Here is a 20262-nt window from a genome sequence, read left to right as displayed (position 1 = left end):
CTTAGTTGAATCGAAAGTATTGCAATTGAGCACTCAGCTCATCTGCCAGTTTATTTAGCTCAAAAACATCATGCGTCAATGCTTCAACTTGCTCATGCTCATTCTTAAACAAGTTGTATAAATGATCTGTCGAACTACTGATTAATTTAGATGCCTCAGCTTGTTCAGTTGCAGATTTTGCAACATGAGTAACATTATTGTTTACTTGTTCAATACTAACAAACACTTGGCCCATGTTTTCGGTGGCAGACTCAGATGATTCAACCGCTAATTCAACCATAGAAACACATTCGTTCATATTGCCAACAGAGTTATTTGCACTGTCGGTGAGTTGAGAAGTGATCAACTCAATTTCCTCAGCGCTTTCTTTCGACTTTATCGCAAGGTTTCGGACTTCATCAGCAACCACAGCGAAACCGCGGCCATGTTCGCCAGCTCTTGCTGATTCAATCGCCGCGTTTAATGCGAGTAAATTTGTTTGTTCAGCAACAGATTTTATTGACTGCATTACCAGAGAAATATTTTCACATTTGCCGCTTAAGTCACCAATCGCGCCCGCCGTCGTTTGCAGAGTAGATTTAAGGCGAGCAATATTCGTTTGACTTGAATCTATCGATACACGGGTATCTTGTGTGCTGGTTTTTGCACCATCGGCAATAGTGTTGGCATTTTGAGATAGTTGGGCCACTTCTCCAATACTTTGGGTAATATTTTTCATTGATTCAGAAATACTGGTCACTTGCATGTTTTGCTGTTCAACCGTGCCGTCTAGGGCAACGCAAGATACTTTAACTTTTTCTGCAATAGTTAGCAGACCTTGACCAACATTGCTTGAACGCTGCGCTAAAGACTTAACAGATATCAGCAAATGCCTGAACTCTTTTAATGCTGGCTCGGTAGGAAAATGCTCATCGCTAAGATCAACAGTACCCGACCTTGCCATGATTTTGGAAATCGCCCTATTCATTTGATAGGCCACCGCATGTTCTTTTTGTGCCTTATTTGCCATTAACGCTAAAACGACACACTCTAAAACCGCAAACGAGGCATGTATGGCAAGTATTAAGAATGCAGGTTCAGCTGCTTCGAAAACCACAAGCGCACCGCCCATGTGTTGCGATGCAAATCCAGCGACATGATGAACAGCAACAACAAGCGTACCTGTGACGATAACTTTCCAATCACGAAAAAATGACAAAAATGCAAGCATCACAAAAACCTGAAAATGCATTTCGGTCATGCCCATGGTTTGTTGTAGATGCAAAGAGACCATAAGTTGCGTAGCAATGGCAACGATGTGTTTGCTAGCGCTTAGGTCTGGCTTGCTGAAAATAAAATAGCATGGCAAGCTAATGATAACTAAGCTTGTAGTGACGCCCATTATTAACGTATCGCTCACAAAGCCAATGATGACGCTCAACACAAATTGTGCCAACAACACCCACACAAACACCCTGAGCGTGGATACATTTTCTAAATGGCGCGGGTCTTTTTGCATAGTGGGTTGCATAGTGAGGCTCTATTACGTTATTGGTTAAAACATTATAGAAGGGTATCGGCTGTGACGGTAAATAATTAAGGAAAAAAATGGCGGCAAAAAAACCTAATAAAGAGGAGCTTACACGCGTCTAATACAACCTTAAGCTCATATCGCTTACAATGTAACTGACATAAGCCCTTATACTTTATTGTTTGCCACGCAGAGCTGATATAAAGGTCGCGATTATGACAAAAACCAATGACATCATAAGGGCGAGTGAAATAGTCTCCATCAATGCCAGGTTATTTTCACTACTGAAGGTGGCATCTCCAAGATAATAATGAATCATCAAATTAACGATACTCATACCGACCAAATTACCAATAGTTCGCGATAAATTCATTGATGCGGAGGCAACGCCAACTTCTTGCTCTTGCACCGCGCCCATAATTGCACTGTTGTTTGGCGTTGAGAACAAACCAAAGCCCAAACCAAGTAACGATAAACAGACGGCAATATATAAGGCAGTTGATGTCATATCTATCTGGTTCATAAACAAAAATCCGAGTGCGACAATCGCGCATCCAATGGTTGCGATAAAGCGGGGCCCAAAACGATCTGACAACGTCCCGGCAAAAGGCGCAACAACGGCCATACATAAGGCCTGTACAAGTAAGATTTGTCCAGCATAGGCTGGGCTAAAGCCTTTAATATATTGTAGATATAAACTAAGCAAAAAAATGATGGCAAAATTGCTTGCGTACATTAAAAAAGAGGTCGATAACGACAAACTGAATAATCGGCTCTCTCGAAACATTTGCACGCGAATGAGAGGTTGCTTGTCACGGCTTTGATGAATAATAAATCCAACTAAACTGGCAAATGAAACGAACATTAATATAAACCCGAAAACAGAGGGCAATTTACTAAATCCATAAACGAGGCTGAACGAAAAAAGAACAAATATGGTAGAGCCTGCCCAGTCAAAGCGTGAGTGTTTCTCATTTTTCCATTCTCCGTGCAAAGCAAGTTTTATAAAAATGATAAGTGCTAGCATTAGCGGGATTTGGAAATAAAACACTGCTCGCCAATCTAAAAACTCAGTTAGCCAGCCCCCGCTGCAGGCGCTAAGGTCAAACCAATATAAACACAAGCCGCTAATACACCTAGCGCAGCACCTCGTTTATGGGTTGGGGCAACCGACGTAATAATGGCAACGCCTGTACTAAAAATCATAGCGCCTGCACCACCTTGTACAAAACGCCAAAACAATATCCAATTAATATCTGTGCCAATTGCACACATTAATGCGCTGAGCGCATTTAAGGCTAGCCCAATAGTGTAAATACGCTTACGACCGTAGTTATCAGCTAGCTTTCCAAAGGGCAACATGAGTGCAACATTTGCGAGAATATAAAGCGTAGGTAACCATGCGACTTTCGTTGCATTAGCGTGCAAGTCTTCGGCCATTGCCGGAATGGCAACGTTTACTGCCGCCATGCCCATTGGAGCAATAAGATAGCCTGCGCATACCGCGAAAAGTGCGCTATTGGTAGTCGAAAGTCGAGACAAGTAGATTCCAAAAATAAATAACAGGATTAGTGAAAACAGAAAATAGTGAGGGGAGACTGCCCTTTAACAAGACAATGATGGGCCATGGACAAGAATAAAACAAGTACTAAGCTTTAAATTAAGCACATTCAAAAAGAGTATTCATAAGCATTTGATATCTACCCAATATAAAGCTTATGCTAGCGTACACATTTGTACATAAGTAATATTTTATGGCTCTAAAACCTACCATATACAAGTTTAGTATCGCCCTTGCCGATCTTAACCATCAACACTACCCAACACTCAACCTAACCGTTGGTCAGCATCCTTCTGAGACAAGTGAGCGAATGCTAGTACGCTTGCTTGCGTTTTGCCTGCATTCTCATGCCGATAGTGACCAACTCATGCGTTTTACAAAAGGCCTTAGTGCTTTAGACGAGCCTGATATTTGGCACAAAGGCCTTGACGACCAACTTAATTTTTCGATTGATGTTGGCGAACCCAGTTACGAACGTATGAAAAAAGCATGCAGGCTATCTAACGAAACCTTCATTTACAGCTTCAATAGCAAGTCGGCGGTGTGGTGGAAGCAAAATCAAGCACAGTTTGCTGATTTACCAATAAAAGTATTTAGTTTTGAATGGGCGCAAATTCAGGATTTAGCCAAAGAAATAAAGCGCACCATGGATTGGTCAATCACCATTAGCGATGAATCACTCTTTATTAGCACTGAACAAAACCAAATAGAAACAAGCTGGCAACAATTACAATAAAAAATTAATGAATATATATACATTATTATTGCATATTTATATTTTTTCGTTAATATACGCACATACGTTAAACATATGGTTAGTTGCCATCAGCTTGATTAAATAGGTTTATGTGTGTTTGCAACTTTATGTAGTTTCATTTTAGTTCCTCCCTCAATACGCTGTTCTTTTAGAGGCCGACGATATCGTTGGATGTAAATATTAGATAGCGCTTGGTGCGCTTGGCATGATTTCGTGCTGTAATAGTCGAATCGTAAATGCCAGCCACCGTTTTTTTACTCAATAATTTATCGATAAAGTTAATTCATTATGTATACAACCTGTATTGTAGGCGCCAGTGGTTACACTGGGGCTGAGCTAATCAAGATTATTAGCCGTCACCCGCAACTTTCCTTAACGCACTGTTTTGTGTCTGAGAACAGTCAATACGACGGCTTGAAAGTAAATGAGGTTCACGCCGAAGTCAGCGGCATCTGTGACTTGAGTTTACAAGCCTTAACAAATGAACACATCAGCACGCTTGGCGATGATTTTGACGTTATCTTTTTAGCAACGCCACATGAGTTTAGTCACGATCATCTGCCGAGTATGATCAATAAAAAAGCGGCTGTATTTGACTTATCTGGCGCTTATCGTTTACCCGACACGAATATCTTCGAATCCTTCTATGGCTTTGCTCATCAACATGGTGACATTGTTGAAAAAGGCGTTTATGGTCTTGCTGAATGGTATAGCGATCCAATTAAAAGCGCGCCATATGTAGCTGTTGCTGGCTGTTATCCAACCGCGTCCTTATTAGCCTTAAAACCGCTTTTAGAAAACAACTTGCTAGACAGCAATAAAATGCCCGTTATTAATGCAACCAGCGGTGTAAGCGGCGCCGGCAAAAAAGCCTCGGCTACCACCAGTTTCTATGAAGTAAGCTTGCAAGCCTATGGTGTTTTGGGACACCGGCACACACCTGAAATTGAGACATATGCAAATACGCCGGTCATTTTTACGCCCCACCTTGGCGCCTTTAAGCGTGGCATTTTGTCTACGGTTACCGCTTTTACCAATAAAAACGTAAGTTTAGAAGATATTCAACAAGCTTATGCCCAATATTATGACCACCAGCCTTTAGTCAGAGTTAAGCAAAGCATGCCTAAACTAGACCAAGTGACTCACACACCTTTTTGTGACTTAGGTTTTGCGTTTGACCCAACGAAACAATGTGTTGTTGTCACAAGCGCCATTGACAACTTGCTAAAAGGGGCTTCCTCGCAAGCAGTGCAATGTTGTAATATTCGTTTGGGTTTAACACAAACAATGGGGCTTCTATAACATGGCGGTTTCGTCTGCAGAGTTTCCGATAGTCATTAAAATTGGCGGTAGCTTTTTCTCTACTTTAAGCAATGACAATACCCTTGACTCAAGCTTATTGAGCACCATTAAAAAGCTTAAAGAAAATAATCGCGCTGTAGTGCTCGTGCATGGTGGTGGCGATCAAGTGCTAAACCGCCTCAATGATCTTGGGATCGCGAGCGCCCGCAAAAATGGTTTACGCATTACGCCCGATGAACATATGCCCATCGTAACAAGCGTACTGGCGGGAGAATTGAATAAACAGTTAGTCGCAGAAGCGGCAAAATATGGTATTAATGCTGTGGGTGTCAGTTTAGCCGACGGAAATATCGCCAACTGTACAGAGCACCCTGCCAAGATAGGTGCAGTGGGTGTACCTGTTGCTGAAAGTGCAGACTTGCTTGAGGCATTGATTCAAGCCAATATGGTCCCTATAGTCGCTTCAATCGGAAAAGATAAAAATGGGCGTTTGTACAATGTTAATGCTGATCACGCCGCCATTTGTATTGCCCAACTATTAAAAACTAAGTTGTACTTTTTCGCCGATGTGAAAGGCGTACTAGACGAAAACAAACAATTGATTGAAAAGCTAAGCCCCAGTTTAAGTGAACAACTCATAAACGAAGGTGTCATCAAAGACGGCATGGCGGTAAAAGTAAAAGCAGCGCAATTTGCAGCTAACTCGATACAGCAGAATGTCACCATTGGTAGTTGGGATGACGCGACACAGCTCTTTATAGAGAATGTGCATTGCGGTACTGAAATACTACCTGAAAAACAGCCAAGCCAGCAATAATAACCACGAACGTATAGACGCTGCAATCGGTCATACGTGTTACACACAATAGAACTTAAAAAGGAACGCTTGTGAATTTACTTAGTTTCAGCGACTGGACAGCAAAAGACGCTAATTCACTCCTCAATTTTGCGATTACGCTTAAACAAACGCCTGAGCGTTTTGGTCAGCCGTTGGCAGGTAAGTCGGTAGTTGCACTTTTCGAAAAGCCGTCATTGCGCACACGAGTTAGTTTTGACATTGGCATTAATAAGCTCGGTGGTCATATGGTGTATGTCGATAGCCAAGGACAGCCCATGGCCAAACGCGAAGACCCAAAAGATGTCGCTGCTAACATTTCGCAATGGGCCGACGCCATAGTCGCCCGTGTGTATAAGCACAGTACCCTTGAAGATTTAGCCTCGGTTGGCAACATTCCAGTCATTAACGCACTTTGTGATATGTATCACCCTTGCCAGGCCTTAGCTGATTACATTTCTATGAAAGAAGCCTTTGGCGATATTAAAGGTAAGACCTTAGCTTATGTCGGTGATGGCAACAATGTTACCCACTCGCTTTTGATTTTAGGGGTTTTGTTAGGCTGCCACCAAGTTGTTATTACCCCAAAAGGTCACGAAATTGACCCTAGTATCGCCCAAAAAGTCGCACAAATGGCGAGTGATGCTAAGGTAGAATTTACCCTTAGTAATCATATCGATACACTTACTAAAGCCGACGTGATTTATACAGATACGTGGTTGTCGATGGGCGACGATACGCCACTGAGCGATATAAAAGATAAATTTATGCCTTATCAGGTCAACAAAGCACTTATGCAACAAGCAGGTGCAAGTTATGTGATGCACTGTCAGCCGGCGCACAGAGACCTAGAGATAACAGGTGAGTTGATGGATTCAGAGCAATCCCTACTTATGCAAGAAAGCAAAAATCGCATGCATGCGCAAAATGCCATTCTTTGCTATTTATTAACCGAATTTGATATTAGTCAGTTTTAGAGGTCATTGTGAAAAATACAGCAAGTAAAGCGAAATTAGACGTGAAAAAAGTGGTTCTAGCCTATTCAGGCGGACTTGATACGAGTGCCATCGTGCCGTGGTTAAAAGAAAACTACGATTGTGAGGTGGTTGCCTTTGCCGCTGATGTTGGTCAAGGTGAAGAAGAGCTTGAAGGACTAGAGGCCAAAGCAATTGCCTCGGGCGCAAGTGAATGCCATATTGTTGATTTAAAAGAACAATTCGTTAAAGAGTTTATCTACCCAACCATAAAAACAGGTGCCGTTTATGAAGACGATTACTTGTTGGGTACGTCAATGGCTCGCCCTATTATTGCGCGTGCGCAAGTAGAAGTTGCCCGTAAAGTCGGGGCTGATGCATTGAGTCATGGTTGTACCGGTAAAGGAAACGACCAGGTAAGATTTGAAGGGGCCTTTGCTGCCCTAGCACCTGACTTACCCGTTATTGCGCCTTGGCGTGAATGGGACATGGTTTCACGCGAAGATTTACTCGATTACCTTGCCAGTCGTAATGTGAAGTCAAGCGCGTCAGCAACTAAGATTTATAGCCGAGATGCGAATGCTTGGCATATTTCGCACGAAGGCGGTGAGCTTGAAGATCCTTGGAATGCACCTGGTAAACAAATTTGGACCATGACGGTAGATCCTGAAGATGCGCCCAACACGCCTGAAACCGTAAGTCTAAGCTATGAAAAAGGTGAGCTTACCCATGTAAACGGCAAAGCGTTGTCTCCTTATCAAGCCTTAGTAGAGCTAAATCGCATAGGTGCGGCCCACGGCGTAGGTCGAATCGACATTGTAGAAAACCGTTTGGTTGGCATGAAATCTCGTGGTTGTTATGAAACTCCCGGCGGCACCATCATGATGAAAGCATATAAAGGCTTAGAGTGTTTAGTACTCGACAAATCTGCGTTTAAGTTTCGTGAGCAAATCGGCCTAGAGTACGCCCATGTAATGTACGACGGTCGCTATTTCACGGCCCTAAATGACTCTCTATTAGCCGCCGCAAATAGCTTTGCTGAGCTTGTAACGGGCGAGATTGTAGTCAAACTATATAAAGGCAACGCTACAGTTATACAGCGTAAATCGCCCAACAGCTTATACTCAGAAGACTTTGCAACCTTTGGTGCAGATGACGTTTACGACCAATCACACGCAGAAGGGTTTATAAGACTATTCAGCTTGTCGAGCCGCATCAGTCATTTAAACAAATTGAAATAAGGGATAACAACTATGGCTTTATGGGGCGGACGCTTTAAGGCAGGCAGCAGTGACATGTTCAAACAGGTAAATGATTCTTTACCTTTTGATCACGTTATGGCGGTTGAAGATATCTTTGGTTCAATCGTGTGGTCACGAGCACTGAAAGAAGCAGGTGTATTAAGTGCAGATGAACAAGCAAAAATAGAGACTGTCTTGAGTGATTTGCAAGACAAAGCACAAAATGGCGAAATCGACTTTGCGGCATCAAAGGAAGAAGATATCCATAGTTTTGTAGAAGCTTACCTTACTGAGGAGCTGCAAGACTTAGGGCGTAAGCTACATACAGGCCGCAGTCGCAATGACCAAGTCGCAACCGATTTTAGACTATGGGTCAAAAACCACTTAGCCTCTCTAAAACAAGATTGCGTTAACCTTCTTGGTGCGCTTTTGCATTGTGCAAATCGTCATCAAGATGTGGTTATTCCAGGCTACACCCATTTGCAGCGCGCGCAACCGGTTTACTTCGCGCATTGGTGTTTAGCTTACGTTGAAATGCTAAAGCGTGACATCAGCAGAATCGACGACCTCACCAAACGGATGAATCAATGTCCATTAGGGAGCGGTGCATTAGCTGGAACGACCTTTGCTGTTAACCGCCATCAAATCGCTGAAAGCTTAGGCTTTTCGAGCCCATGTTTGAATAGCCTAGATGCGGTGTCAGACCGTGATTTCGTGCTCGAATTACTATTTGTGGCCAGTACCAGCATGATGCATTTATCGCGGATGGCTGAAGATCTTATTTTCTATAATTCTGGTGAGGCTGGTTTTTTACAGCTATCAGATGACGTTACCTCGGGTTCGTCGTTAATGCCGCAAAAGAAAAACCCTGACGCGCTCGAATTAATGCGCGGAAAATGTGGCCGAGTCTTTGGCCATTTACAAGCGCTACTGGTTACCATGAAAGGCCTACCTTTAGCCTACAACAAAGACATGCAAGAAGATAAAGAAGGCGCGATTGATACCGTCAGCCAATGGCATATTTGCTTATGTATTGGCGTTGAAGTTTTAAACGGCATGGCACTCAATGAAGAAGCGTGTCGTAGGGCCGCTCAGCAAGGCTATGCGAATGCAACAGAATTGGCTGACTATTTAGTGGCTAAAAATATTCCCTTTAGAACCGCTCATGATATCTCAGGCCAAGCAGTAGTTGCTGCTATAGCAAAAGGCCTCGCGCTTGAAGAAATGCCAATAGCTGAATTAAAAGCTATCCATAAAGATATCGATGAAGACGTTTATCCATGGCTAGAACTCGATGCTGTTTTAAATAAACGCGACCAATTAGGTGGTACCAGTAAACAAACAGTTACCCAAGCCCTCTATGTAGAGTTAGAGAATTGGGATGCACTAACGGCACAAGCGACTTAGGAGTGTCAGGTCAATGAGTTTATCTCATCAAGATAGTGTACGTTTATTTAGAAACTCTGCTCCGTATATGAACGCGCACCGCGGAAAAATCTTCGTCATCATGTTTGGTGGAGAAGCGGTGCTAAGTGAAAACTTCGAGCGACTCATTCAAGACATTGCTCTACTGCATAGTTTGGGAATTCGTATAATAATTGTGCATGGTGCGCGCCCGCAAATAGATGAACGCCTAGCCTTAAGATCTATACAGGCGCAGTTTGTTGATGGCTTGCGAATTACCAATAAGGCAACCCTTGAGTGCGTAAAAGATGCTGCAGGCTCATTACGCAGCCAAATCGAAGCCCTGCTGAGCTTAGGCCTACCTAACTCGCCTATGCACGGTGCGCGTATTCGTGTTTGTTCTGGCAACATGGTGATTGCGAAGCCCTTGGGCGTACGCAACGGTATAGACTTTGAACACACCGGCAGTGTGCGTAGGATTGACATTCAAGGGGTGCAAGACCAACTTGACAACGGCTCTATTGTGCTGCTGTCACCAATGGGGTATTCGCCTACAGGAGAAGTCTTCAATCTCTCTCATGAAGATGTGGCGACCCAAGCAGCAATAGCCTTAAAGGCCGACAAACTAATTACCCTAAGTGATGGCGACGGCATATATAAAGCTGACGAATTAATTCGCACCATAGAATTAGATCGGTTAAAGCCACTCATCGAGAGCAATCAAATTCAAGCCGAGAGCACTTGCTTAAGTGCCATGGTAGATACTGTGACCGCGGGTATTCAGAGGGCACACTGTGTAAGTTATCACAATGATGGCGCAATTCTAAAAGAGTTATTTACACGGGACGGCCACGGCTCGCTCGTTATGCAAACTCATTATGAGCAACTCAGAACGGCAACCATTGACGATGTTGGTGGCATTCTTAAATTAATTAAGCCTTTAGAAGAAAGCGGCGTTTTACTCACCCGTTCTAGAGAGAAATTAGAAAACGAAATCGAAAGGTTCAAAGTGATTGAACGTGACGGAATGATTATCGCCTGCGCAGCCTTGTATGTCTTCCCAGAAGAGAAGATGGGTGAAGTGGCATGCGTCGCCATACATCGTGATTACCGAGGTAAAAACAGGGGTGAACGGTTGCTACATGCACTAAAATTAGAGGCTATTGATGCAAACATTAGTAAACTGTTTGTGCTAACCACCGTGACTAGCCATTGGTTTTTAGAGCAAGGCTTTGTAGAGCAAAGCATAGACGATTTGCCTAGCTCTAAGAAGGACATCTACAATTTCACGCGCAATTCCAAAGTATTTATTATGCCTTTGTAATGGCCTGAAACATCGATTTAAAATGATAAAGCGAGTAAGTGATTACTCGCTAACCATCCTAAAAACTTACGCGCTTATAGGGCCGATATTCCGCTTTCCAGAAATTACTTTCGATGCGTTGCTCTAACACTTCATCAGACAAGCTTAAGGCTAAATTTTGTTCCATAGCCACCTTCGCCACCGCAAACGCGATTTTACGTGAAAGCACGCTTATTTGTGTTAAGCGAGGAAGTAAGTAATCAGATTCCCCTTTCGCCAGCGGGGATTCTTCGGCCAGTGCATTGCTCGCTGCCATTAGCATTTCATCACTAATAAGACGCGCTTTAGAGGCAATAACACCCAGACCAATACCAGGAAAGATATAAGAGTTATTGCATTGTGCGATAGGAAACACTTTATCATTATAAGTGACCGCGTTAAACGGAGAACCCGTCGCTATTACAACATTGCCATTGGTCCATTCTATTACTTGCTCTGGTCTTGCTTCTACTTGTCTTGAAGGATTACTTAAGGGAAAAATAATAGGCGTTTTACAGTTTTCAGACATGGTCCTTATGACTTGCTCGGTAAATAAACCGGGCTGACCAGATACACCAATCAAAATATCAGGCTTAGCGTAAGTCACCACATCAAGTAATGATGGATACTCGGTGCTGTAAGACCAAGATGCAATACTCGCAAGCGGCTGCATTAGCTTTTCTTGAAAGTCACGCAAGTTGTCCATCCCTTCAGTTAATAAACCAAAGCGATCAATCATGAACACGCGTGCCCTTGCCTCACTCTCGTTTAAACCTTCGTGCAGCATTTGCTGAATTAACATCTCGGCAATTCCACAGCCCGCCGAGCCTGAGCCAACAAATACGACTTTCAGCTGCGACAACTTGTCACCACGCGCTCGACAAGCCGCTAAAATAGTACCCAAAGTGACCGCTGCAGTCCCTTGAATATCATCGTTAAAACAACAGACTTTGTCGCGATAATTTTGTAACAGTGGCATGGCATTTGGCTGGGCGAAATCCTCAAATTGGATCATCGCTTCTGGCCAGCGCACACTCACTTCGTGAATGAACATATCCAAAAATTCATCGTATTGCTGCTGCGAAATACGCGGGTGCCTTGCGCCCATATACATTGGATCATCAAGTAGTTTTTGATTGTTTGTACCCACATCAAGCATCACCGGTAAGGTGTACGCAGGGCTAATACCACCACAGGCGGTATAAAGTGATAATTTCCCAATCGGGATCCCCATGCCACCTATCCCTTGATCGCCCAGACCAAGAATACGTTCACCATCAGTAACTACGATAACTTTTACCTTACGCTTAGTCGCATTGCGTAAAATGTCTGCCATCATATGTCGCTCATCGTAGCTAATAAATAAACCACGTGAAGAACGATAGATATCAGAAAAACGCTCACACGCCTCACCCACCGTTGGTGTGTAAATAATTGGCATCATTTCTTCGATATGTTTTTGCAGCAAGCCATAAAACAAGGTTTCGTTGTTGTCTTGGATTGCGCGCAAAAATATATGTTTATTCAAGGGGCTAACAAAGCTGCTATATTGCATGTAAGCTCGATCGACCTGCTCTTCTATCGATTCATAGCGCGGTGGTACGAGCCCTAAAATATTGAATGACTTACGCTCGCGTTCAGTAAATGCACTACCCTTGTTTAGCAGCGGTGTTTCAAGTAAAGCTGGACCAGAATAGTGGGTGTATAAATAACGTTGTGTATCGTTTGCAGACATGTAGGGCCTTTGCAAGTAATCAATCAGTTAAAATAATTCGTCGAGTATAGGTTCTGGCGTTTCTTCGTCTTCAATATTCAAATCGAAGGTGTCTTGGGTGACGAAGGTTGTCGGCTCTGTCCCTTTTTTGAAATACTCAAACATCGATGATGCATCTGTTTTTCTAGAAAGCAAACCCGTTTTACGATCAATACGCACTCTTACAATTCCTTCAGGTATTGCCTTTGTTGTTTCGGGTTTACCATCAAGCACTTTTTCCATAAAACGAATCCATGCAGGTTGCGCTGCCTTTGCGCCATCTTCTGCACCAATCAAGGCATTGCCGATATAGTTAAAACGCGTCGGGTTTTTATTGATCAAATTTTGATTGCGTGAGGCTCTGCCTAGCTGACGTATGTTGTCATCAAAACCGACCCAAGATGTGGCCACTAAGTCGGGCGCAAACCCCGAAAACCAAGTATCTCTTGAATCGTTTGTTGTTCCGGTTTTGCCGCCTATATCGGTGCGCTGTAATAAGCTTCGTGCACGCCACCCTGTACCCAACCAATACGTATCATTGCGCCCGTTACCTCGCACCGCGGTGCGCATCATTTCTGCGACTAAAAACGCGGTCTGCTCAGAAATGGCGCGCGGAGCTGATTGCATAGGCGCTCTAGTATCGGTGGCATCTTCAGTGCCAGTGTCATTAGCAATGCCACTTAACTGGTTTGCCAGCATCGCTTCAATATCAGCATCGGTGCCGGTTTGCGGTGATGACGTAGCCTCACCCTGGCTATTTTTAGGGCTGCCATCGCGATTTAGGTCTGTACATGGATCACATGCATACAAAGGCTCTGCTTGCCACAAAACATCGCCAGCGCTATTTTCTATTCGTTCAATAAAGTAAGGCTTAACGGCAAAGCCGCCGTTCGCAATCACCGCTAAAGCAGTTGCTACCTCAATAGGTGTATGTGCGCCAGAACCAAGCGACATGGTTTCGTCAAGGGGTATTTCTGAGCGCTCAAAACCAAATTTTGTTAGGTAATCTCTTGTCGTTTCTAAACCAACGCCCCTTAATAAACGCACTGACACTACGTTTTTAGATTTTCCTAGTGCAACGCGCATACGGATTGGGCCGTCGTAGAGCGCCGGCGAGTTTTGTGGCCGCCATGCAACGCCCGATGAAGCATCCCATTGGTTGATTGGCGCATCGTTTATGACACTGGCGAGGGTGTAACCGTTATCTATCGCAGAAGCATAAATAAAGGGTTTTACGTTAGAACCGATTTGGCGTTTTGCTTGAGTCGCACGGTTAAATTGGCTGTGATAGAAACTATAGCCGCCTACGAGTGCATCAACCTCTCCGCTAAAGGGGTTAACAGCGACAAATGCGCCACTAGCAGATGGAAACTGCGATAGCTGCCACACGGCATCTTCTGGGCGTTTACGCACATATATAAGTCGCCCTTCTTGCACGATGTCAGTAGCTTGACTAGGCTCTGGTCCTTGCCTTTGGTCATCAATGTATGGCCGGGCCCAGTCTAGACCGTCCCACTCAATAGTGAGTTGACCATAATCTAGGGTACGAACTAGCAAGGACTGCCCTTCAGACCTAATTACAATTGCTGGAATAAGGTCGCCAATAACTTCCGTTTCCCCTAAGATTTTATCTAACTCTTCTTCATCAGGTCTAACAAAGGGTCCATTTTGTTCTGTAAGTTTTGCTATATCAGCTTGTGATAATGGTAAAGCATAGCCTTCTTTTTCAAGGGCAAGTGGGTCAAGTGCATTCCATATGGTTGCCAATGGACCTCGGTAACCGTGGCGCTCATCGTAATCGTGCAAGTTTCTTACGACGGCAGTTTGCGCTGCCTTTTGATGTAAGGACGACGCCGTGGTAAACACTTTAAATCCACTCGTTTCAGCAATCTCTTTGCCGTAAATAGAAATCATCTCGTTATACGCAATGTCAGCTAAATAGGGCGCCGTCATATCAACTTCTGCACCGTGTTTAGAGCCGGTCACTGGAGCAGTTGATGCTTCGTCAAACTGCGCGCGAGTGATATAACCCTCATCAAGCATACGCAACAATACGATACGGCGTCTTTCCTTAGATAAATCTGGACGAGATATAGGATTTAACACCGACGGACGTTGCGGTAAACCCGCAATAGTGGCGATTTGCGCTAAGCTCAGTTCTTGCAACGATTTACCGTAATAAACTTGCGCCGCCGCACCTACCCCAAAGGCTCTATGTCCAAGCTCCACTTTATTGAGATAGAGTTCGAGTATTTCATCTTTACTCAGCTCTTGCTCCATCTTAAGGGCAATAAACACTTCTTTTACTTTTCTAGAATATTCCTTTTTACGCGTTAAACCAAAAAAGCCCCTCGCTAGCTGCATAGTCAAAGTACTTGCGCCCTGTCCTTTTTCACCGGTGGTGACCAAGTTAAGGACGGCTCGCATTACACCGATGGGGTCAACCCCAATGTGCTCGTAAAAACGACTATCTTCTGTGGCGATAATCGCCTGTACTAGCGACTCGGGAACATCTTCTAAAGAAACGGGGATTCTTCTTTTAACACCATATTGGGAAATCAATTTACCGTCTTTGGTATAAATTCGCATAGGTGTCTGCAATTCAACGTCTCTAAGTACTTCTACGCTCGGAAGTTCATCTTTGTAGTAGAGATATAGCCCAGCGACAGTACCTACGCCCAGTAGCAAAGCAAGGATACTAATGATAAAAAAGATTTTTATATACTTCACGGCGTGTGTTTATCTCAAATAATTGTTGAAAAGCACTCAGAATTTATACGTATGTGTCGTTAACTAGTACATACCATAAATTAAATCTCAGTATTATGAACGTGTATGATACTGTAATCCACATTAGGCTACCATGATATGAAGTCGCTTTTTTCAAAAAAAGCCAAAACAATTATCGGTTTAGATATAGGGACCAAATATATAAAGGCTGTAAGCCTAGATATATCCTCTAGCTCTACGAAAGTAATCGCATATGCTTGCGAACCCATTGTTGGTTCGGCATTTGCTGAGCGCGAAATTAAAGATTTCGATGCGATTAGTAAAACACTCAAAAAAGTCAAATTATCACTCAAGGATAGAAATAAATATTGCGCACTTGCCGTAGCAGGTTCGTCGGTAATTTGTAAGCTCGTGTACATGGAGCCAGACCAGAGTGATTTTGAGCTAGAAAGCCAGATTGAGTTAGAGGCTGATAGTTTAATACCCTACCCACTGTCTGAAGTCTATTTAGATTTTGAAGAGTTACCCATGAACGAAGCTAACGATGGCAAAGTCGCTGTTCTTTTAAGTGCGGCTCACCGTGATTTAGTTGATTCTCGGATGACCGTTGTGCGCGAAAATTTGTTTGAGCCGAAAATAATAGATGTCGAATCTAACGCCTTAGGTGAAGCGTTTATGCTTTACTTGCAAGATGAACTGGACGAAGACGAAGTTGTGTGTTGCATAAATGTTGGCGCATCTTTATTACAACTTACCGTAGTGCAAAACAATCAAGTTATTTATGCCAAAGAACATTCTTTTGGTTTAAACAAGCTGAATCAAGATCTATCACTCATCTACGGTGTTGATGTGCACGAGGTGGAACAACAAATTGCAAACAATACGGCGCCAGATGATTGGTTTGAAGAAACCATGCCTAGTTTCTATGCCAGCTTACAACAACAAATTCAGCGTGCATTGCAGATGTACACCTCTACCACGCATAAACCTTCTCCAAGTAAACTCTATTTAACCGGCGGCGTGAGCAATCTTCCTAATGCATGTGAAGAACTCGATAAAGAGCTGTCAATTCCGGTTGCTTTGTTTAATCCGTTTACGGGAATGGAAATAAGCGATAAATTGAATGCTGAAAAATTAAACAGCATAGCCCCTCAGCTAACAATAGCTGTAGGCCTTGCCACGAGGAAACTTGAATCATGGCAAAGATAAATTTACTACCTTGGCGTGAATCACTGCGCCAAACCCAGAAAAAACAATATCTAGGCTCGTTAGTCTTTGTGTCCGTTTCTGTTTTTATTTTGTTTTGGATTATAGGCCAAGCGATTGATCAGCAAATAAGAAACCAAAATTCACGAAACAATTATTTAAAACAACAAATAGAAGTTTTGGATAGAAAAATAGCAGAGATACAAGAAATTAGTAAAGCTAAAGATGCTATTGGGCTTCGCATGGCGCTGATTGAGCAGTTACAAGTTAGCCGAAATCTGACCCCAATTATTTTTGACGAACTAGCCAAAACCGTTCCTGCCGGTGTTGAGTTTGACACTATGTCAAGATCAAACAATCAGATAAAAATTACTGGTTTGAGTGACTCAAACAATCGTTTGTCGAGTTTCATGCGCGCGTTGGAAGAATCTGATGTTTTCGTCAATCCGGTGCTATCGTCGATTGTTGCAGATAAATCAGGGCTAAATGCCGTAAGTGACTTCGAACTGACCTTTGCAATTTCTGCTAAATACGGTCCAGTTGAAGTTGAACAAGCAAACTCAGGGGAGGAATAGAATTTATGAACTTTGATTTTAATAAGTTAAAAGAAATAAATGACCTCGACTTTGAGCAGGTCGCAATATGGCCCAAAGAAATTAAAATAGTTGTTGGCCTTATTTGCGCAGTCATCGTGAGCGCGATTTGTTATTACGCCATTATTTCTAATAAGTTACCTATGTTTGAAAACGCCAAAAAAGCGGAAGCAGAACTGCGCTCTACTTTTGAAGCGAAATATCGCGTAGCGGTCAATTTAGAAGCATACGAAGAACAGCTAGAGAGAATAGAAAAAGACTTTTCTTCTATGCTCAAGTCGCTTCCTACCAGCAACGAAACGCCGGGGCTGCTTGATGACGTAACCTACGTGGGCACTGATGCTGGTTTATCTTTTAAATTGCTTAATTGGCAACAAGAAATACCTAAAGAGTTTTACACTGAGCTGCCTATCCAAATTGAGGTATCTGGGAGTTACCATGAATTTGGACAATTTGCTTCCAATGTCGCAAACCTGCCGAGGATTGTTACCTTGCACGACTTTGAAATTTCGAGCAAACAGAATCAATTGACGCTGTCGATGCAAGCTAAAACCTACCGCGCTGAGACTAGGGGGCAAGAATAATATGAAAAAGTTATTACTAGGCCTAGGTTCGTTAGTGCTGTTGTCTGGATGCGGAGCGAATATTGACGATTTAATCGTGTATACCGAACAAGTGCGTGCTAATACCGAGGTAAATATCGAGCCCTATCCTGAATTTAAACCATTGCCAAATGTAAGTTATTCGGCAAGTCACTTACGCAGTCCATTTTTACGTTCAAGAACTGAGCAAGTTGCCGATAAACCTATTGACAGTCCCAATTGTCAGCAACCAAATCCGAATAGACGTAAACAGCCGTTAGAAAACTTCGGACTTGATGGTTTACAAATGGCTGGCGTGTTTACCTCTAATGGGCGCAAATATGCGCTGGTAAAGGCAAACGACGGTAGCTTACACAAAGTGACGTATGGTAGCTATATAGGCCTATTTCATGGCCGCGTAACCGCGATAACGTCAACCGAAATTTTAATCAAAGAAATGCTGCCAGATGGCGCTGGATGCTGGAAGAGCAAACAAGCAAAGCTGACAATCTCGTCAATGGTAGAGGAAAACAATAATGTCTAAGAAGTATATCTTTAATCGGAAATTGGACCGCAACAAATCACTACGGTATTTGAGCTTAACCTTAGTTGTTTGTTTCGTTGCGTTTGGCGTGGTTGCGCAAGACCAGATTGAAAGTACAAAGACACAGCACAATACGACTAAATCATCGATAATAAATAGTGAGTTAGTCGACCCTAAAGCAAACACCAAAGCCTTAAGTGTTAGTCATTTGTCTAATATCGACTTTACTCGCCGCGGCGACATTGCCAACGTTGTGGTCGACTTTGAAAACGGTGCACCAGAAGTATCGTTTATCGAAGCGCAAGGAAAAGTGGATATAAGCTTTGAAAAAACCAAAGTGAATGATGACCAGTATGTGCAAATAGATGTTTCACAATTTGGTACTGCGCTCAGATCTATTGAGACCTTTCAAACCGAAACGCACTCACGCTTAGAAGTGAAATATGACGGAAACGTCAAAGTGAACAAAGAAGTTTTGGCCAACCAGATTATCTTCTCATTTTCACCTTTAACAAAAGAAGAAGTAGCAGAAGCCCAAGGCGTTGTCTACACGGGTAAGCCTATCAGCCTTGATTTCCAAGATGTGCCGGTGCGTCAGGTATTGCAAATTATCGCGCAAGTAAATGGCTTCAACCTTGTAACGACAGACACTGTAAATGGCAATGTTACTATTAGCTTGTCGGGCGTTCCTTGGGATCAAGCATTAGAAATGATCCTTAAGATTCGTGGTTTAGATAAGCGTTTAGAAGGCAATATATTACTAATTGCACCAAGCGAAGAGTTAACAGCAAGAGAAACGCAGGTATTGCAATCTAAGCAACAAGTGCAAAACTTAGCGGAACTTACATCGGCCAATATTGCGGTAAATTATGCCCGCGCCGAAGAACTCGCCACGATATTGAAATCTCCCGAAGGCGGAATACTGTCAACGCGAGGGACTGTTAGCGTTGACGAGAGAACCAATACATTATTAATTCGTGACACCCAAGCATCGATAGACGAAGCTCGTACTACAATAGCAGCGCTTGATATCCCTGTTAAACAAGTATTGATAGAATCTAGAATGGTCACGGTAAGAGACAACGCTGACGAACAGTTAGGCGTGCGCTGGGGATTAACCAGTAACTCAAGTGATGGTGCTACTTCAGGCTCGCTGCTAGGTGCTGATATCACCAATAGCGGTTCAGTGCCAAGCACAATATCCGACAGACTTAATGTGAATCTACCGGTAACCAATGCCGCTGGCCGTATTGGCTTTCAAATCGCGAGTTTAGTTGACGGCAACATTCTAGATTTAGAGCTAAGTGCTCTTGAATCTGAAAACAAAGGCGAAATTATTGCCAGTCCAAGAATTACCGTAGCAAACCAACAGGAAGCCTATATCGAGCAAGGAACAGAGATTCCGTTTGTACAGTCAACGTCAAGTGGCGCGACCTCGGTTGAGTTCAAAAAAGCGGTGTTGAGTCTACGCGTAACGCCTCACATTACACCAGATAACAGAATAATACTGAATTTAGTGGTTACTCAAGATACTCGTGGAGATACGGTGTCTACGTCAACAGGTCCGGCTGTGGCGATTGATACGCAAGAAATAAGCACGCAAGTATTGGTCGAAAATGGTGAGACCATTGTTCTTGGCGGTATTTTTCAGCAAACAAGTACAAGTGACGTAACCAAAGTGCCGCTTTTAGGCGACTTACCATTAATCGGAAAAATGTTTAGCTCAAATGGAAAAAGAGAAGAAAAACGCGAACTCTTAATCTTTGTTACACCTAAAATCATCACGACCGAAATGTAATGATTATAAAATGAGCAAAACCGAATAGTTGCTAAAACCCATAAAAAATGACGCTTAATGCGTCATTTTTTATGTATAAGGAAATCTATTTGCAGACAAGGCTTGCAAATACACCACGATACTTGAGATAA

The 20262-nt window shown here is 43.1% G+C and carries 15 protein-coding genes and 1 pseudogene; 12 read left to right on the top strand and 4 right to left on the bottom strand.

Features of this window, described 5'->3' with window-relative positions:
* Window position 1: 1 nt before the first annotated feature.
* On the bottom strand, window positions 2-1498 hold the full coding sequence (locus tag AC0L6H_RS08250; RefSeq protein WP_473393705.1) for a methyl-accepting chemotaxis protein: 1497 nt from the start codon (window positions 1496-1498) through the stop codon (window positions 2-4).
* A 187-nt stretch (window positions 1499-1685) separates the two neighbouring features.
* Window positions 1686-3052 (bottom strand): annotated as a pseudogene (locus AC0L6H_RS08245) (MFS transporter).
* A 212-nt stretch (window positions 3053-3264) separates the two neighbouring features.
* Between AC0L6H_RS08245 and AC0L6H_RS08240 the strand changes: the two are divergent.
* The 7 genes from AC0L6H_RS08240 (at window position 3265) to argA (ending at window position 10908) form a co-directional block, all read left to right on the top strand.
* Window positions 3265-3807: a YaeQ family protein gene (locus AC0L6H_RS08240; RefSeq protein ID WP_473393704.1), complete on the top strand. Its 543-nt coding sequence runs from the start codon at window positions 3265-3267 to the stop codon at window positions 3805-3807.
* Between the two features lie 309 nt (window positions 3808-4116).
* Complete coding sequence (argC, locus tag AC0L6H_RS08235) at window positions 4117-5130, top strand: N-acetyl-gamma-glutamyl-phosphate reductase (protein ID WP_473393703.1); 1014 nt, start codon at window positions 4117-4119, stop codon at window positions 5128-5130.
* 1 nt (window position 5131) lies between these two features.
* Complete coding sequence (gene argB / locus AC0L6H_RS08230; RefSeq protein WP_473393702.1) at window positions 5132-5947, top strand: acetylglutamate kinase; 816 nt, start codon at window positions 5132-5134, stop codon at window positions 5945-5947.
* Window positions 5948-6018: 71 nt separating this feature from the next.
* On the top strand, window positions 6019-6942 hold the full coding sequence (locus AC0L6H_RS08225; RefSeq protein ID WP_473393700.1) for an ornithine carbamoyltransferase: 924 nt from the start codon (window positions 6019-6021) through the stop codon (window positions 6940-6942).
* Window positions 6943-6950: 8 nt separating this feature from the next.
* A complete protein-coding gene (locus AC0L6H_RS08220) occupies window positions 6951-8180 on the top strand; it encodes an argininosuccinate synthase (RefSeq protein ID WP_473393699.1) in 1230 nt (409 codons plus the stop codon).
* Between the two features lie 12 nt (window positions 8181-8192).
* On the top strand, window positions 8193-9587 hold the full coding sequence (argH, locus tag AC0L6H_RS08215) for an argininosuccinate lyase (RefSeq protein ID WP_473393698.1): 1395 nt from the start codon (window positions 8193-8195) through the stop codon (window positions 9585-9587).
* Between the two features lie 13 nt (window positions 9588-9600).
* Window positions 9601-10908, top strand: coding sequence for an amino-acid N-acetyltransferase (argA, locus tag AC0L6H_RS08210; RefSeq protein ID WP_473393697.1), 1308 nt, complete (start codon window positions 9601-9603; stop codon window positions 10906-10908).
* A 58-nt stretch (window positions 10909-10966) separates the two neighbouring features.
* Here the strand turns inward: argA and AC0L6H_RS08205 are convergent, their stop codons facing one another.
* Both AC0L6H_RS08205 and AC0L6H_RS08200 read right to left on the bottom strand, forming a co-directional pair.
* On the bottom strand, window positions 10967-12661 hold the full coding sequence (locus tag AC0L6H_RS08205) for an NAD-dependent malic enzyme (RefSeq protein ID WP_473393695.1): 1695 nt from the start codon (window positions 12659-12661) through the stop codon (window positions 10967-10969).
* 27 nt (window positions 12662-12688) lie between these two features.
* Window positions 12689-15409, bottom strand: coding sequence for a penicillin-binding protein 1A (locus tag AC0L6H_RS08200; protein ID WP_473393694.1), 2721 nt, complete (start codon window positions 15407-15409; stop codon window positions 12689-12691).
* A 138-nt stretch (window positions 15410-15547) separates the two neighbouring features.
* On the opposite strand from AC0L6H_RS08200, the gene pilM reads away from it, so the two are divergent.
* Genes pilM through AC0L6H_RS08175 form a run of 5 tightly spaced genes read left to right on the top strand, consistent with a single transcriptional unit; the run spans window position 15548 to window position 20131 of the window.
* A complete protein-coding gene (gene pilM / locus AC0L6H_RS08195) occupies window positions 15548-16618 on the top strand; it encodes a type IV pilus assembly protein PilM (RefSeq protein ID WP_473393693.1) in 1071 nt (356 codons plus the stop codon).
* Window positions 16606-17190 (top strand): PilN domain-containing protein, encoded by a 585-nt coding sequence (locus AC0L6H_RS08190; RefSeq protein ID WP_473393691.1) that lies wholly within the window; start codon window positions 16606-16608, stop codon window positions 17188-17190. The genes pilM and AC0L6H_RS08190 overlap by 13 nt, the downstream gene beginning before the upstream one ends.
* A 5-nt stretch (window positions 17191-17195) precedes the next feature.
* A complete protein-coding gene (locus tag AC0L6H_RS08185; protein ID WP_473393689.1) occupies window positions 17196-17792 on the top strand; it encodes a type IV pilus inner membrane component PilO in 597 nt (198 codons plus the stop codon).
* A gap of 1 nt (window position 17793) precedes the next feature.
* Window positions 17794-18333, top strand: a complete 540-nt coding sequence (locus AC0L6H_RS08180) for a pilus assembly protein PilP (RefSeq protein WP_473393688.1) — start codon at window positions 17794-17796, stop codon at window positions 18331-18333.
* Complete coding sequence (locus tag AC0L6H_RS08175; RefSeq protein ID WP_473393687.1) at window positions 18326-20131, top strand: type IV pilus secretin PilQ; 1806 nt, start codon at window positions 18326-18328, stop codon at window positions 20129-20131. Before AC0L6H_RS08180 ends, AC0L6H_RS08175 begins: the two co-directional genes overlap by 8 nt.
* Window positions 20132-20262 lie beyond the last annotated feature (131 nt).

The sequence above is a fragment of the Glaciecola sp. G7-5 genome (genome assembly GCF_055808975.1).
Note: the sequence above shows the minus strand (reverse complement) of the source record. Positions and strands in the feature narration are given on the sequence as shown.